We start from the raw sequence: 13,900 nt of genomic DNA on the forward strand, positions 1-13,900 counted from the left end.
GGAGCTTCGGCTCCTTTTTTATATCTAATTCAGTCTACTTTATTTGTGGCTTTATTTAACAGTGTTTGTAGTTGCTCAACACTTTTATAACCATGACTCAAGGAATATTGGTCACCGCGAACGATCATCACCGCTGGAAATCCTCTAAAAGTAAGCTGCTCACCTTTGTTATCTTTAAGATCGTCAAAAACAAAACTTGAAAGCATAAAGTTGATAGTTTCTCTAACAGGAATAAACTGCTCATTCAATATTTTAGCTAGAGCGGGATCTGTAAAAACATCTTTTTCCATTGCTGCACAGGTTGTACAAAAGCGCATTTTAGCAAAGACAAAAATTGGTTTTGTTGAGTCCATTGCACGCGCGTCTTGATAATTATGCCATTCAACTTGAGTGGTATATAAAGTTGATGAAATACCCGCATAGAGGCTAGGTATTAAAATAATGGCGGCAATTATTGCTATAAAAAATTTATTCATGGGCTTTTCGATAATATAATTGAACAAGTACCCACTAGACCCACTATCTAAGTATATGCTTTCATTTGAGTTCATTAATTTAAAGCTGAACGTTAATACTCAACGCAATATCAAGATGAACGCTAGCAGAGCCTGTTATTTTGACCTATAACAATTATCTTATCTCACCATAAAATTGGCATTATCGTATCGGTTATTTGCAGCCTAAAGGCATTAAAAGTTAACTAAGCATGTAGTAACCATAAGTTACTTCTCTCTATAGGTAATGGCGTTAATTTTTAAAGAACCGTTATCAATATCACTGGCTTTATTGGTCTGGGCACTTGTTAAAAATTTTTGCAATAGTGTATAAATTTCCTGAACGTCAATGGGCTTGCCTAAACAATCATCAAATCCTGCTTGTCGGTACTTTTTAATATCGTGGGCCATAACATTCGCCGTTAAGGCAATAATTGGGATATTTGGATTGCTTTTTTTAATCGCCTTACACGCTTCAACGCCATCCATATTTGGCATTTGAATATCCATAAAAATTAAATCAGGTATTAGTTTGCCGATTTCTGCTATTGCCTCTATGCCATCATTTGCAATACGAATGTTTGCTTTAGTCGGGCGTATAACAGCATTAAATACTTTTTGATTTATTTTGTTGTCTTCTGCCAATAGAATATCGAATCCCTGTGCCTGTGGGGCTTGCGTTTTTTTCAATGCTAACTTGCTATGACTTTTCAACGTAGTTTTCTTTAATGGCAATACCACACTAAAAATAGAGCCAACATTTTCTTCACTAATGACGTTAATGTCACCCCCCATCAAGTTTGTTAATTGCTTGGCAATAGACAGACCTAGACCCGTACCACCATAATTTCTTGTTGTGGAAGTATCTGCTTGTTCATAACGGATAAAAAGTTTTTTAATTTGAGCGGGTGATAATCCAATTCCCGTGTCTTTGACTTCGAAAACCACTTTCTCATCTTTCTCCATAAGCGTTATGCTAACTTCACCTTTAGGGGGAAATTTAAGCGCATTAGAAATTAAATTTACAATAATTTGTCTTAACCTTATCGGGTCCGTTAACCAGTAAGTACAAAGATCTTCTTCTATAGTAAAAATTAAGGTAATACCTTGTTGCTCTGCTAAAAAAGACAGTTCTAAAATAATAGATTTGAACAGTTCACCAATGTTGGTTGGCAGCGATTCTAAGCTAATATTGTTTGATTGGATTTTAGATAAATCTAAAATATCATTAATAATTGTAATGAGATTTTTAGAGGAAATAATGCCGATATCAACTAATTCTTTTGATGAGTCAGATAAATTTTCTTGTTTTAATACTTGTAGTGAGCCTAAAACACCATTCATTGGTGTGCGGATCTCATGACTCATGTTTGATAAAAACTCGCTTTTAGCTTGATTCGCCTTTTCAGCTTTCATCGTTGCTTTTTCCGCATCTATCTTAGCTTCTATTGCCAATGATTTTGCCTCACGCAAACCGACCTCAGCTTTAACTCTTGTTTCTACTTCATGTTTTAGTTTTAAATACATTTTGTATTGAAAGATAACTAAGATAAAAATAATAAATAATACCGTCGCCAATGTGATACTGGCTTGTTCAGACTTCAATAACAGTTGTTCGACAACTATTCTGCTTTTTTGTTCTTCATCAATGACTTTCTTGAGGGTATTTCTAACATCAATAATATTATTTTGCTGGTTGGTTTTTATTGTTAAGTATTTTTTCCACCAAAATTTATCTTGCAAAGCTTTTGCCTTGCTATAGTCCTTACTGTTAAAGGCGAGTATTGATTCAATTTCTATAAATTCATCAGGGGTAGCTAAGTCGGGTTGAGCATCAAAGTAGTGCTTTGCTACATCGAAATAATACCGTGACATTTGCTCGTTTTGTTCAGTTGCATAATAAAATGACAAGACAGTATTTAACCAAGCCTGCCAAAATACATCATCAGTGGTAACTGATTTTATATAGCTTATTGTTTCAGTAGGAACATTTTCTTTAAGCCGTGCTTTATTATCTAAGTAGGCTAATAAAAGTAACACTTTACTGTTTTCATCTGTTTCTTCTTTGGCGAGTTTTAGTAACTCATTAGCCACACGATTGGCAATAATAATTTCGTTAACACCGGTTAAATGCCATTGTAAATTATATAGAAAAGACGCTTTATTAATAACGTAATTATGTTTGTTTGATGAGCGTAATAACCGCAGAGTTAAATTAACATATTCATTTGCATCTTTAGAAATAGCAGAGAGTGCCCAAAGCATGGCAAATTCTTCGAAAGAATAATTTGATTGTCCGATTATTTTTTGCAGGCTATTACGCAGTATCTGATTTTCTAAAATAGGAAAATCTTCTCTAATAGCTGTCATGGCTAAGGCTATATCATAATGAATTTTTGCGCGCTTGCTTATTAATGTTGGCTAAAGTGTACTTAATTTTTTATGTGCGACGTCGGATGAGTCTTGTAAGTTTACTTCTCCAACGATTAAATAAATAGCGGCAATATTTTTCGCACTTTTATTTTTAATCTGCACGGCTAAAATACTGAGACGTTGACTACAAATTTTTACCTCACTGTATTGATCGGCAAACATGCTATAAACACAAGATTGAATCAATAAGTTTATTTTTTGGTTATCGTTATCAATACTGGCCAGGCGAGGCAATAATTTTTCTTGAAAATAGTCTGTTGAATATTGTTGTTGGTTTAACAAACTTATTATTTCATCAACATCTTCACCCACTATGTCTTGTGCTACAACAGAAGTTATCGTTAATAAATTCGCGACAAGGTAAAATATAATAATAAAAAAAGAGTTTCTACAACATCTATGTATCTGATTCATTGCTGCTTTCCATAAGGCTGATCGCGGAACTACTTATTATTACCACATAAATTTATATAGTTAATACTGTCAACAAGCAATAGGGGTAACCACCTAGAAGCGGTTATTAAAAGTATGCTTAACGCTTTATTTTATATATAAAATATATTGAGTGTGAATAAATTAATTTTTTACACTCAACCACAATGACTCATCAGTAGGTTACAACGCAAGCTTTACCTTTACTGATCCTAATAAAGGTAAGGCACTGAGTGTTTAATCATTTTTTTGGCTGCTCTAAGCTACATGGTTAACGTATTGCGTATCTATGGAAATCTCACAGTAGAAAAGGGTCATTTAAATTTACTTATTACCCAAGTGCTAGGAGATTATATTTTTATCGCAAGTTTTTTCTTTATAGTAAGTAAGACTCATTAGTCCTTATTTGCTTGTCTCTTTGTTGATTATAATTTGGGGTATTATCTTTAAATGCCTTATATCACCTCGATAACTCCATAGACTTTAGTATAAAAAATAGCTTTTTAGTGCCTTTTTTGATGATAGAGCGGTAATGCTACTTGTCTGACTACAATTGAACTTGTATAGTGTTGCACAATCGAAAAAATACTCATTTGGCTGTTATATTCGAGACGTTTTGACACCAGTACAACAGCCTAATTAGTATATTAAACATATAAGGCAATATTTTATGCGCATTATTTTATTAGGTGCTCCGGGCGCTGGCAAAGGCACTCAAGCACAATTCCTAATGGCTAAATTTGGTATTCCACAAATTTCTACGGGTGACATGTTACGTGCTGCTATTAAAGCAGGTACTGACCTGGGTAATAAAGCTAAAGCAGTGATGGATGCTGGGCAATTAGTTTCTGATGATCTGATTATTGGTTTAGTCAAAGAACGTATTGCACAAGATGATTGTAAAGCAGGTTTTTTGCTTGATGGTTTTCCTCGTACAATTCCACAAGCAGATGCGATGAAAGATAACGGCGTTTCAGTTGACAGTGTCGTTGAATTTGATGTTCCTGATGAAGTCATTGTTGATCGCATGAGTGGTCGTCGTGTTCATGCCGGTTCTGGTCGTGTTTATCATTTAGTTTATAATCCGCCTAAAGTTGAAGGTAAAGATGACAATACCGGTGAAGACTTGTCTATTCGTCCTGATGATGAAGAAGCCACAGTCCGCAAACGCCTGGGCATTTACCATGAGCAAACTAAACCATTAGTGGCTTACTATCAAGATGAAGCAAAAGCGGGTGCATGTTCGTATTTAACGATTGACGGCACTAAGCCTGTAGAAGAAGTCAGTGCTTTACTTGCTAACGAATTAAATTAATTCGGTTGATTTTATAAGCCCTTTATTAACAAGTAACTAATAACGAGCTTATAAATACCTAACAAAAAGTTCGCTTCGGCGAATTTTTTTGTTTTTATTGGCTGTGAAAAATAGACAGGGTAATTTTTCTTAAAAAAATGGCCTTTTAGGCTATCAAAATTAATTTTAAAACGTAAACTATATTCCCTCATCTATAAATATAAGAAGAAATTTCATGGTAGTAAGTTTATCGATAACAGGCCTCTACACGAGTTTGTTGGCGCTTTTATTTGTTGGTTTAGCCATCAATATTATTCGCCTACGTTTACAGTTTAAAGCCGGTATTGGTGACGGTGGTCATCAACCCCTTGCCAAAGCAATTCGTGTACATGGTAACTTTGCTGAGTATATTCCTATGGCGTTGATAATGTTGGGTATTTATGAGGTTAACGGGGCAAGCCCGATAGTACTGCACGCTTTAGGTGCGATATTATTTATTGGCCGTATTCTGCACGCCGTAGGACTTTCAAAAACTACTGGGGTTTCTAAGCAGCGTCAAATAGGCATGTTATCATTATTCCTTGTTATGCTTATTCTAGCCGTTGAAAATATCCGCTTATTTATTACTGCAGTTTAGCGAGTACTACCCTCTTTTGAGGTTATATATAACTCAAATAAGCATGAATACTGCAATGCTTATTTGAGCGCTACGCTTGTAATAACGGTTTAAAATATCTGCTTATTTATTGATCAACTTTTAACATGGCGATGTGCGGAATATCATCTTCAAGATACATAGCAGAAACACGTTCAAAACCGTGATTGCCATAAAAGCTTTCAAGGTGCTCTTGGGCTGATATTTTAATTTGTTGATCTGGAAAATATTGCTGACAAACGGTTAACGCCTCAGCCATTAACTGGTGACCTAAACCTGTCCCTCTCGCATGACTGGCAACAATAACTCTGCCAATAGCAATATAGTCGCGGTAACTTTGGCCTTTTGCTAAAATACGCAAGTAACCAGCAATCTTACCCTCTAGGTAACAAAAGAGGTGAACCGTATCCTCGTGCCGGTCAACATCATCAATATCAGCATAAAAACAAGTTTGCTCAACCACAAAAACATCAATACGAAGCTTTAATATTTCATACAGTTCATCGATATTGAGCGCTTTAAAATGCTTCACTTGCCAAGCTACTTTCATTAAACCTTACCTATTTTGATTATCAGGAAACAGTTTATTTTTTCATGATTTATCTACTAGGTAAAGTTAATAACACCCATTTTATTAATTAGCAGGTTTACTTTATTAGCAAAGCCAATGCTCAAGATAAGCTTACTGACTTTAATAGTGAGGTATTATAAATATTAAATATCTAACTGATTAATAGCTAGTTTCATCGGTAGACGTCCTCAAATAATGAGTCATATTGGCATAATACCTAGATTTAGTGGTGAAGTACCTGTAAGTAGCCATGATAACTTTTACTGATTAAATAATTTGAAATTTCTTGTCGATATTGATTAACATCTATGTGAGGGAACTCGATATACATCGTTTCTTTTAAAGAAATCTCATCAAGAAAGAGTATGTAACCTAAAGGTAAGTAGGTGGGGGAGAAGTTATTTTTAAAAATTGTTATGCGAATTTCAGCAGCAGTATAGTATTCTTTGCACCCAAAATCACGTTCTAGTGTTGGCAATAATTTTGTGCCATAACTTTTTATTGACCAGTATTTAAACATTGCTATTCCTTAGCTGTTTTTAACATCCATTTTCTGCTGGAAAAATATACGCTTTTCTCTGTAAATGTCAATTAAAATAATGAATTACTGAATTTTTTATGATGTTTAATAAGGGCTGTAGGACATAATATGCAGATAGTACAAACATTAGTTTAGGTTTAATATTTTGACTTTGTCAGGGCTTACAAAAAAACCGGCTTGTGTAAAAGCTTGTACAATTCTATGTTGACTTCGTAATTTCTTTAACCCGATATTAATGGCTTTAAATGCGATTTTTCCGTGGGGGTGTTTTGTACTAATAACAAAGTGGCGACTGTCTTTGAGCTCGATAGCAACACCTTTTACCGGCACTAAATGAATTTTATCCATTGTAAAGGATTGATCGGGTGTCGAATTAAAAGGCATTAATAAGAAGTCTATCCAACCTAGGTTTACCATGCGAGCTTGGCTGAGCCACTCATCTTCTTGGATCAGCTCTTTTAAAGACAATAACTTTAACGTTTGCCAGTCAGTACGCCATTTTGGGGTAGAAACGGCAGTAAATTTTTGCAGGTCATCGAGTTCTGTTATAGCTAAAACAGCATTATTACTTGGGCTGGTGTATATACCGGCAATGTATTCGCCTTGTCGGATAACTGCATCAGAAGTATAAACACTGTCATTAAGTGCTTTGGCATCAGCAAGCCAATAAGAGTCAAAACTAATGAGTAAGCGTCCTGATGCCAACATCTTAGTATTTCTAAAGTTAATTTTACCTGTTGCATATTTGAAGCTCTGTTCAAAACCACCTATTTTTAAAGCTTGCTGGGCGATAATCATATCGACAACATCGCGGCGAATATTTTTTCCTGAAAAATTTTTAATTGTATGCACATCCCGACCATTTAAGAAGGTCATATAATCTTGGTAAACATCATCACGAATGAAGATTAAGATATCTTCTGCTTTTGTAAGGGGACTAAATAATGAACTCTGTATAAAGAGCAAGGGCATAAGAACAGTGATTAATTTTGTAAATATTTTTAATATCATGAGTGTTAAATAACTCTATGTCGGGCGCGTATAAAAATCTTTTTCTAAATTATTTATCCTTAGACGTAAAATTGAGTATAGCCGCTTAATTAAAGAAAGATAGCTGTTGATAAAGCGTTTTATAAACAACTATCTTAAAGTTAACTCAGCTTATTTGTTATGTCGTTTTTGTAGTACTGCCATCACCTCAGATACTTCAATGTTTTTATCTTGAAGTAAGACGAGTGTGTGGTAAAACAAATCAGCACATTCACCGAGTAAGTCTTCTTTGGTTTCAGCAACCGCAGCAAGTGCAACCTCAACGCCTTCTTCGCCCACTTTCTGTGCTATTTTAGTGGTGCCTCGCGAAAATAAATGCGCGGTATAACTGCTTTCAGGATCGCAACCTTTACGACTAGCAATCACTTGCTCTAATTCGCTAAGGAAGTTTTGCTGCGTTAATTTTTGTTCTGGAAAGCATGACTCAGTTCCTAAATGACAGCTTGGTCCAATAGGTCGACAAGCAATTAACAAACTATCGTTATCACAATCGGTTAGAACCTGGCTAACATTGAGAAAGTTTCCTGACGTCTCACCTTTCACCCAAAGTGCTTGTTTTGAACGACTAAAAAACGTCGCTTTACCCGTTGTTAATGTTGCTTTGAGGGATGCTTCATTCATATAACCTTGCATTAAAACGGCACCCGTATCTTGATGCTGAATAATTGCTGGTATTAAGCTTTCCATTTTAGCCCAAGCTAATTCATTAATGTTCTCTAGGGTAACTAGCATAATCTTATCTCTATATTTTGATTCTTCAATGTTTGTTTTAATTGGTTTATTTCAATGATACCTTTATGGAAAACACTTGCAGCAAGTGCGCCATCTACATCGGCTTGTTTGAAAACGTCAGCGAAATGCGATATTTCACCGGCACCGCCTGATGCTATCAAAGGAACATTACACACCGCACGTGCTTTTTGTAATTGCGCAATATCATATCCTTGGCGAACACCATCTTGATTCATACAATTTAAAACGATTTCACCTGCACCACGTTGCTGAACTTCTTTGATCCAATCAAAGGTTGTCCACTTGGTTTGTTGGGTGCGATTTTCATCTCCAGTAAATTGATAAACTTGATACAACCCTGTATCTTTATCATAAAAACTGTCAATGCCGACAACAATACATTGCTGACCAAAAACATCAGCCAAACGAGAAATCAAATTAGGGTCACGCAAGGCAGGGGAGTTCACTGATATTTTATCCGCGCCCATCATTAAGATTTCTTTTGCGTCTTGCTCTGTTTTTATTCCACCAGCAACACAAAAAGGAATATCGATGACTTCAGCAATACGGCTAACCCAGCTTTTATCAACCACTCTATTATCTGAGCTGGCGGTAATATCATAAAAAACTAATTCATCAGCACCTGCGGCTGCGTATTTTTGGGCGAGTGGTACAATATCACCAATAATTTCATGGTTTCTAAATTGGACACCTTTAACAACTTTGCCATCACGTACATCGAGACAAGGTATAATTCTTTTTGCTAACATAAAACTTCAACCTTTGTACTTTGCTTAGACAATAAAAAACTCACGGTTTCAAGCCCATAATTTAAGCGTTTGGCCAGCATGCAATCGCCTCCTCAAGTGTGAATTTACCTTCAAGTAACGAACGACCTAAAATAACACCGCTGACACCAGTTGGAATTAAAGCCTTAATATCGTCAAGGCTGCCAATACCCCCTGAAGCTTGCCATTGGATGTCAGGATATTTTGCGCAAACCTCGCGATACAAATCTACATTGGTGCCTGTTAACGTACCGTCTTTACTGATATCAGTACAAAGTACGTGTTTGATGCCAGCGTTTTGGTATTGAGCAAGTAGGTCTTCTAAATTAACGCCACTGTCCTCAATCCAACCGTGTGTAGGGAGTGTTTTATTGCCAGCAGCATCAATTTTAATATCTAGTGCTAAGACAATTTTTTCACATCCATAGGTTTTTAACCACTGAGTCACAAGTTCAGGTTGTTTAATCGCTAAACTCCCAATGACTACACGGTCTGCACCTAATGCCAGTAGCTGTTTAACATCGTCTTCACAACGAATTCCACCACCTACTTGAATCGTCATCGTTGGATGTTTGACTACGGTCTTTAAGGTTTCAAGTTGACGCTTTGTTGAGTCTTTAGCACCGTCTAAATCAACGAAGTGCATTACGGTTGCCCCTGACTTAGCATAGGCTTGTTGGCGCTCTTGCACTGTGTATTGGTAATTAGTTTTTTGGCTGTAATCACCTTGAAATAATCGTACAACTTGGCCATCGATTAAATCAATTGCTGGGATCATCATAGGGCTAACTCCAAAAAATTCTTAATGATTTTACTACCTAATTTACTTGAACGCTCGGGATGGAACTGGCAGCCAATGAAGTTATCTTTGGCAATCACCGCGGAGAAGCTAGAGCCATATTGACAAGTTGCTAAGGTGTATTCACTTATTGGCGCGGCAAAGCTATGAACAAAGTAAAAGTAGTCACCTATATTTATGCCTTTAAATACCGGGTGATCGCCAACAGATGTTAATGTGTTCCAGCCCATATGCGGTAATCTATTATTTTCAGCATTGAGCGGTATAATATCGGTATGAATAATACCTAAACAGTCAACTTTTTTGCCATCGCTACTTTCTACTGACGAGTCACACATTAACTGCATACCTAAACAAAAGCCCAACACGGGTTGAGTTAAGTTTTGCAAGGTTTCAACCAGTCCTTTCGCGCGAATGTTTGCCATAGCATGTTTTGCTGTGCCAACACCTGGCAGTATCACTTTGTCGGCATTTTTAATAAGAGTAATATCGTCAGTGATGGTCACTTGAAAGCCTAAACGTTCTACAGCAAACTTAACCGAAGAAAGATTGGCACAACCAGTATCAACAATAACGTTCATCATTGCTTTTTCAACAGACATCACAGGGTACCTTTTGTGCTAGGTAGCACATCACCACTTACCGTAATGGCTTGACGTAATGCTCGACCAAACACTTTAAATAAACTCTCTACTTGGTGATGGCAATTACCTTCGGTTGTTGAAAGGTGCAGGGTAATAGCCATAGAGTCAGCAAGTGAACGGAAAAAGTGTGAAACCATTTGCGTCGACATATTGCCTACTCGGTTATCAGTAAAATCAGCATCAAATTCAAGCCACGGACGACCCGATAAATCGATAGAACATTCAGCCCGACATTCATCCATCGGCAGAACAAAGCCAAAACGACCGATACCACGTTTGTCGCCCAATGCTTTCCTTAGTGCTTGACCAAGTGCCAGAGCGGTATCTTCAACGCTGTGGTGCTCATCAATGTGGTAATCACCATCGACACTGACCTCCAATGAAAAACCACCATGGGCAGCAATTTGCTCAAGCATGTGATCGAAGAAGCCTAATCCGGTGTTAATTTTTACTGTACCGACTTTATCTAAATTCACCGCAACGTTAATATTGGTTTCTTTAGTGGTACGAACAACTTTAGCTTCACGTTCTTGTTGGTTCAATAATTGTGCTGAAATTGCCAACCAATTTAAGCTTTCTTTGTTATATTTTATACCGCGAATACCCATGTTAGCAGCAAGTTGTATATCGGTATCACGATCGCCAATCACAAAAGAGTTTTCGAAGTTTACTTTTCCTTGCTGTAAGTAATCACTTACTAAGCCAAGTTTAGGCTTACGACAACTGCAATTTTCATTGTCAAAATGCGGACAAAGTAATACATCGTCAAATATAACGCCTTGTGAGGAAAAAATATCCATCATCTTGTTATGAGGTAAATCAAAGTCGGCTTGTGGATAACTAGTCGTTCCTAAGCCATCTTGGTTTGACACCATAACTAAGCGGAAACCCTTTTTTTGTAGTGCTAATAACACTGGAATAACGTCAGGCTCAAAAACCAATTTTTCAAGTGTATCTACTTGCTTATCAGAAACAGGTTCTTCAATTAAAGTGCCATCTCTGTCGATAAATAGTATGTTTTGTTTTTTTGTATTGAGCATTTTATATCTCTTTTACTGCATTAATAATCGTTTGTTTTAGGAGCGATAATTCACGTTCGCTACCTATGCTAATACGTAAACAATCGGCTAATTGTTGTTGCGCAGATTGGTCGCGAATTAAAATACCTTGTTGTTTTAGGCAATCGAAAATAAAGTTTTTAGTGTCAGTATCTACGGCGCGAAATAAAATAAAGTTTGCATCACTGTTAAAAACTTTAGCACACCAGTCTTGGTCTTTCAGCCAATCAAATAATTGGCGACGTAAAATCACCGTTTCTTGAACACGGATACTTACTTGTTCAAGCGCTAATTTTGCTAATGCTTTACTGGCAATGTCTGCTACTGGTGCAGAGATAGGGTAAGGGGCGATAACCTTACTCAGCATAGTAATAATATCAGCATTAGCTAAAGTAAAGCCACAGCGTAAACCCGCTAAGGCAAATGCTTTTGATAACGTTCTAAGAATCACTAATTGCGGGTAATCTTTTAACCAGCTTGCGGTACTATTTTCAGGACTAAATTCAATATAAGCTTCATCAACAACAACAATTGCGCTATCACCAAACATCTCAAGTACGGTTCGAATTGAATCTGTGGTTAATACATTACCCGTTGGGTTACCTGGTGAGCATAAAAAAACAACTTTAACTTTACCCACTTGAGCTTTTATAGCCTCAATATTAAGTTGGTTATCAACTAGCGGTACGCGCATTATATTTGCGCCGTGATTCTCTGCGCTAATCGCATACATACCATATGTTGGTGGACAAATTAAAATACTGTCTTGATAGGCTTTACAAAAGGTACGTATGATAAGTTCAATACCTTCATCAGCACCGCGTGTAGCAAGAATATTAGCAGGGGACAATCCGGCATATTCACTATAAGCATTGATTAAGTTGTCAGGTTGAAAATCAGGGTAGCGGTTAATGCAATTGCTATCTATAGCATATATCCCTGGACCTGATGCTTCATTGGCATTAAGCCAAATTTTATTACTATTCGCAGACGATGTGTCACTTCCACTTGCATAAAGTCGCCTTGCTGATTGGTATGGCACCATATCAACAAGTTCCTCACGGGCAAGTTTATCAGCTATTGTTGACATGATTATTCCTCTAACCTGATGGTTACTGCTCGTTTGTGGCCGTCTAGTCCTTCGGCATCGGTGAGCTCAGTGATACATTCGGCAATATTTAATAAGCCTTGTTTAGTGATCTCTTGCACAGTAAATCGTCGAGAAAAATCGGCCAATGATAAACTAGAAATTACTTTAGAATAACCATAAGTGGGTAAAACATGATTTGTACCACTGGCGTAATCGCCTGCGGACTCTGGCGTGTACTCACCAACAAATATTGAACCTGCGTTGCGTAAGGTTTTTAATAGCTTTTGAGCATTATCGGTTTGAATAATTAAATGTTCAGGAGCATAAATATTTGAAACCTCAACCGCTTGCGACAAACTTTTTACTAAAATCAAACGACTTTGTGTAAGCGCTTGTTCTGCTATCTCTCGACGAGAAAGTACCGCGACTTGTTTGAGTAATTCATTTTGAACGTTAGTAATTAATTCGGCACTGTCAGATAATAAGATAACTTGGCTATCTGGTCCGTGTTCAGCTTGAGAAAGCAAGTCAGCTGCGACAAAGTTTGCTTTTGCATTGGCATCGGCAATAATTAACACTTCAGAAGGACCCGCTGGCATATCAATGGCAAAACCATTCACTTGTTGAGCAAGTTGCTTTTTGGCTTCGGTAACGTATTTATTACCTGGCCCAAATATTTTATTGACCGGTTTTATTGTTTCTGTGCCAAAAGCCATTGCTGCACAACCATGCGCGCCACCGACTGTGTAAATTTCATCAATTTCACATAATTTTGCGGCCACTAGAATTTCGTCAGCAAGGTTACCATTGATATCGGGAGGGCAAACTAAAACAGTACGCGGACATTGGGCTAACTGTGAAGGTACACCAAGCATTAGTACCGTCGATGGCAAAGGTGCAGAGCCTGCCGGAATATATAAACCAACACTTTCGATTGCTTCAGTTTTTAAGGTACAACGAACGCCTGGGGATGTTTCTACAGTAATGTCGTCACATATTTGTGCTTGGTGAAAGCGCCTGATCTGACCATAAGCCGTTTCAATGGCTTTTAATCTTTTAGTCGACAATGCTGCTCTGGCTGCGGTTATTTGTTCATCAGTAACGGTTAATGTGGTTAGTTTTACACCATCAAATTTTTCCGTTAATTCATAAAGCGCTTTGTCACCATTTCGTTTCACGTTATTTAATATGTTTTCAACTTGCTGTGAAAGTAAACCACTCTCACTTATCGCGGGTCGAGCAAGTGCTGTTTGTTGCTCTCTTTTTGATAATGCTTGCCAATCGATCATTTTATTTATCATTACTTTTAACCTTAATAC

The 13,900-nt window shown here is 37.0% G+C and carries 15 protein-coding genes; 2 read left to right on the plus strand and 13 right to left on the minus strand.

The annotated features are described in order from the left end of the window. Nucleotides 1–29: 29 nt before the first annotated feature. From H4J76_RS14245 to H4J76_RS14255, 3 genes are all read right to left on the minus strand, one after another. A complete protein-coding gene (locus tag H4J76_RS14245; protein WP_182215404.1) occupies nucleotides 30–476 on the minus strand; it encodes a DUF255 domain-containing protein in 447 nt (148 codons plus the stop codon). A gap of 246 nt (nucleotides 477–722) precedes the next feature. Then, nucleotides 723–2,864, minus strand: coding sequence for an ATP-binding protein (locus H4J76_RS14250; RefSeq protein WP_182215402.1), 2,142 nt, complete (start codon nucleotides 2,862–2,864; stop codon nucleotides 723–725). Between the two features lie 51 nt (nucleotides 2,865–2,915). After that, complete coding sequence (locus H4J76_RS14255; protein WP_182230853.1) at nucleotides 2,916–3,341, minus strand: hypothetical protein; 426 nt, start codon at nucleotides 3,339–3,341, stop codon at nucleotides 2,916–2,918. A gap of 688 nt (nucleotides 3,342–4,029) precedes the next feature. Here H4J76_RS14255 and adk point away from each other — a divergent pair. Together adk and H4J76_RS14265 are read left to right on the plus strand one after the other, a co-directional pair. Next, complete coding sequence (gene adk, locus H4J76_RS14260; protein WP_182217507.1) at nucleotides 4,030–4,674, plus strand: adenylate kinase; 645 nt, start codon at nucleotides 4,030–4,032, stop codon at nucleotides 4,672–4,674. Nucleotides 4,675–4,888: 214 nt separating this feature from the next. Further along, nucleotides 4,889–5,290 carry an MAPEG family protein gene (locus H4J76_RS14265; RefSeq protein WP_182217508.1) on the plus strand — a complete coding sequence of 134 codons (402 nt, stop codon included), beginning with the start codon at nucleotides 4,889–4,891 and terminating at the stop codon, nucleotides 5,288–5,290. A 106-nt stretch (nucleotides 5,291–5,396) separates the two neighbouring features. On the opposite strand, the gene H4J76_RS14270 is transcribed toward H4J76_RS14265, so the two are convergent. The 10 genes from H4J76_RS14270 to hisD form a co-directional block, all read right to left on the minus strand. Next, nucleotides 5,397–5,858 carry a GNAT family N-acetyltransferase gene (locus H4J76_RS14270; protein WP_182217510.1) on the minus strand — a complete coding sequence of 154 codons (462 nt, stop codon included), beginning with the start codon at nucleotides 5,856–5,858 and terminating at the stop codon, nucleotides 5,397–5,399. Between the two features lie 244 nt (nucleotides 5,859–6,102). Then, nucleotides 6,103–6,399 (minus strand): DUF6559 family protein, encoded by a 297-nt coding sequence (locus tag H4J76_RS14275; RefSeq protein ID WP_182217512.1) that lies wholly within the window; start codon nucleotides 6,397–6,399, stop codon nucleotides 6,103–6,105. 147 nt (nucleotides 6,400–6,546) lie between these two features. Next, nucleotides 6,547–7,431 (minus strand): hypothetical protein, encoded by an 885-nt coding sequence (locus H4J76_RS14280; RefSeq protein ID WP_259377149.1) that lies wholly within the window; start codon nucleotides 7,429–7,431, stop codon nucleotides 6,547–6,549. A 150-nt stretch (nucleotides 7,432–7,581) separates the two neighbouring features. Then, a complete protein-coding gene (hisIE, locus tag H4J76_RS14285) occupies nucleotides 7,582–8,202 on the minus strand; it encodes a bifunctional phosphoribosyl-AMP cyclohydrolase/phosphoribosyl-ATP diphosphatase HisIE (RefSeq protein ID WP_182217514.1) in 621 nt (206 codons plus the stop codon). After that, a complete protein-coding gene (gene hisF, locus H4J76_RS14290; protein WP_182230854.1) occupies nucleotides 8,196–8,972 on the minus strand; it encodes an imidazole glycerol phosphate synthase subunit HisF in 777 nt (258 codons plus the stop codon). The genes hisIE and hisF overlap by 7 nt, the downstream gene beginning before the upstream one ends. Before the next feature lie 61 nt (nucleotides 8,973–9,033). Continuing rightward, nucleotides 9,034–9,771, minus strand: coding sequence for a 1-(5-phosphoribosyl)-5-[(5-phosphoribosylamino)methylideneamino]imidazole-4-carboxamide isomerase (gene hisA, locus H4J76_RS14295; protein ID WP_182204062.1), 738 nt, complete (start codon nucleotides 9,769–9,771; stop codon nucleotides 9,034–9,036). Further along, complete coding sequence (hisH, locus tag H4J76_RS14300) at nucleotides 9,768–10,391, minus strand: imidazole glycerol phosphate synthase subunit HisH (RefSeq protein WP_231907369.1); 624 nt, start codon at nucleotides 10,389–10,391, stop codon at nucleotides 9,768–9,770. The genes hisA and hisH overlap by 4 nt, the downstream gene beginning before the upstream one ends. Beyond that, entirely contained in the window at nucleotides 10,391–11,473 is a 1,083-nt protein-coding gene (gene hisB, locus H4J76_RS14305; protein ID WP_182217517.1) for a bifunctional histidinol-phosphatase/imidazoleglycerol-phosphate dehydratase HisB, read from the minus strand. The genes hisH and hisB overlap by 1 nt, the downstream gene beginning before the upstream one ends. Nucleotide 11,474: 1 nt before the next feature. Further along, nucleotides 11,475–12,581 carry a histidinol-phosphate transaminase gene (gene hisC, locus H4J76_RS14310; RefSeq protein ID WP_182222473.1) on the minus strand — a complete coding sequence of 369 codons (1,107 nt, stop codon included), beginning with the start codon at nucleotides 12,579–12,581 and terminating at the stop codon, nucleotides 11,475–11,477. A gap of 2 nt (nucleotides 12,582–12,583) precedes the next feature. Beyond that, nucleotides 12,584–13,882, minus strand: a complete 1,299-nt coding sequence (hisD, locus tag H4J76_RS14315) for a histidinol dehydrogenase (protein WP_182230855.1) — start codon at nucleotides 13,880–13,882, stop codon at nucleotides 12,584–12,586. Between the last annotated feature and the right edge of the window lie 18 nt (nucleotides 13,883–13,900).

Origin of the sequence: Colwellia sp. BRX9-1 (genome assembly GCF_014077195.1) — a bacterium.
In the GTDB taxonomy this organism is placed as follows: domain Bacteria; phylum Pseudomonadota; class Gammaproteobacteria; order Enterobacterales; family Alteromonadaceae; genus Colwellia_A.

Coding starts and splice junctions, on each gene's coding strand:
- H4J76_RS14245 (WP_182215404.1), bottom strand. CDS start 476: ATGAATAAATTTTTTATAGCAATAATTGCCGCCATTATTTTAATACCT.
- hisH (WP_231907369.1), bottom strand. CDS start 10,391: ATGTCTGTTGAAAAAGCAATGATGAACGTTATTGTTGATACTGGTTGT.
- adk (WP_182217507.1), top strand. CDS start 4,030: ATGCGCATTATTTTATTAGGTGCTCCGGGCGCTGGCAAAGGCACTCAA.
- H4J76_RS14275 (WP_182217512.1), bottom strand. CDS start 6,399: ATGTTTAAATACTGGTCAATAAAAAGTTATGGCACAAAATTATTGCCA.
- H4J76_RS14255 (WP_182230853.1), bottom strand. CDS start 3,341: ATGAATCAGATACATAGATGTTGTAGAAACTCTTTTTTTATTATTATA.
- H4J76_RS14265 (WP_182217508.1), top strand. CDS start 4,889: ATGGTAGTAAGTTTATCGATAACAGGCCTCTACACGAGTTTGTTGGCG.
- H4J76_RS14270 (WP_182217510.1), bottom strand. CDS start 5,858: ATGAAAGTAGCTTGGCAAGTGAAGCATTTTAAAGCGCTCAATATCGAT.
- hisD (WP_182230855.1), bottom strand. CDS start 13,882: ATGATAAATAAAATGATCGATTGGCAAGCATTATCAAAAAGAGAGCAA.
- hisIE (WP_182217514.1), bottom strand. CDS start 8,202: ATGCTAGTTACCCTAGAGAACATTAATGAATTAGCTTGGGCTAAAATG.
- H4J76_RS14280 (WP_259377149.1), bottom strand. CDS start 7,431: ATGATATTAAAAATATTTACAAAATTAATCACTGTTCTTATGCCCTTG.
- hisA (WP_182204062.1), bottom strand. CDS start 9,771: ATGATGATCCCAGCAATTGATTTAATCGATGGCCAAGTTGTACGATTA.
- hisF (WP_182230854.1), bottom strand. CDS start 8,972: ATGTTAGCAAAAAGAATTATACCTTGTCTCGATGTACGTGATGGCAAA.
- H4J76_RS14250 (WP_182215402.1), bottom strand. CDS start 2,864: ATGACAGCTATTAGAGAAGATTTTCCTATTTTAGAAAATCAGATACTG.
- hisC (WP_182222473.1), bottom strand. CDS start 12,581: ATGTCAACAATAGCTGATAAACTTGCCCGTGAGGAACTTGTTGATATG.
- hisB (WP_182217517.1), bottom strand. CDS start 11,473: ATGCTCAATACAAAAAAACAAAACATACTATTTATCGACAGAGATGGC.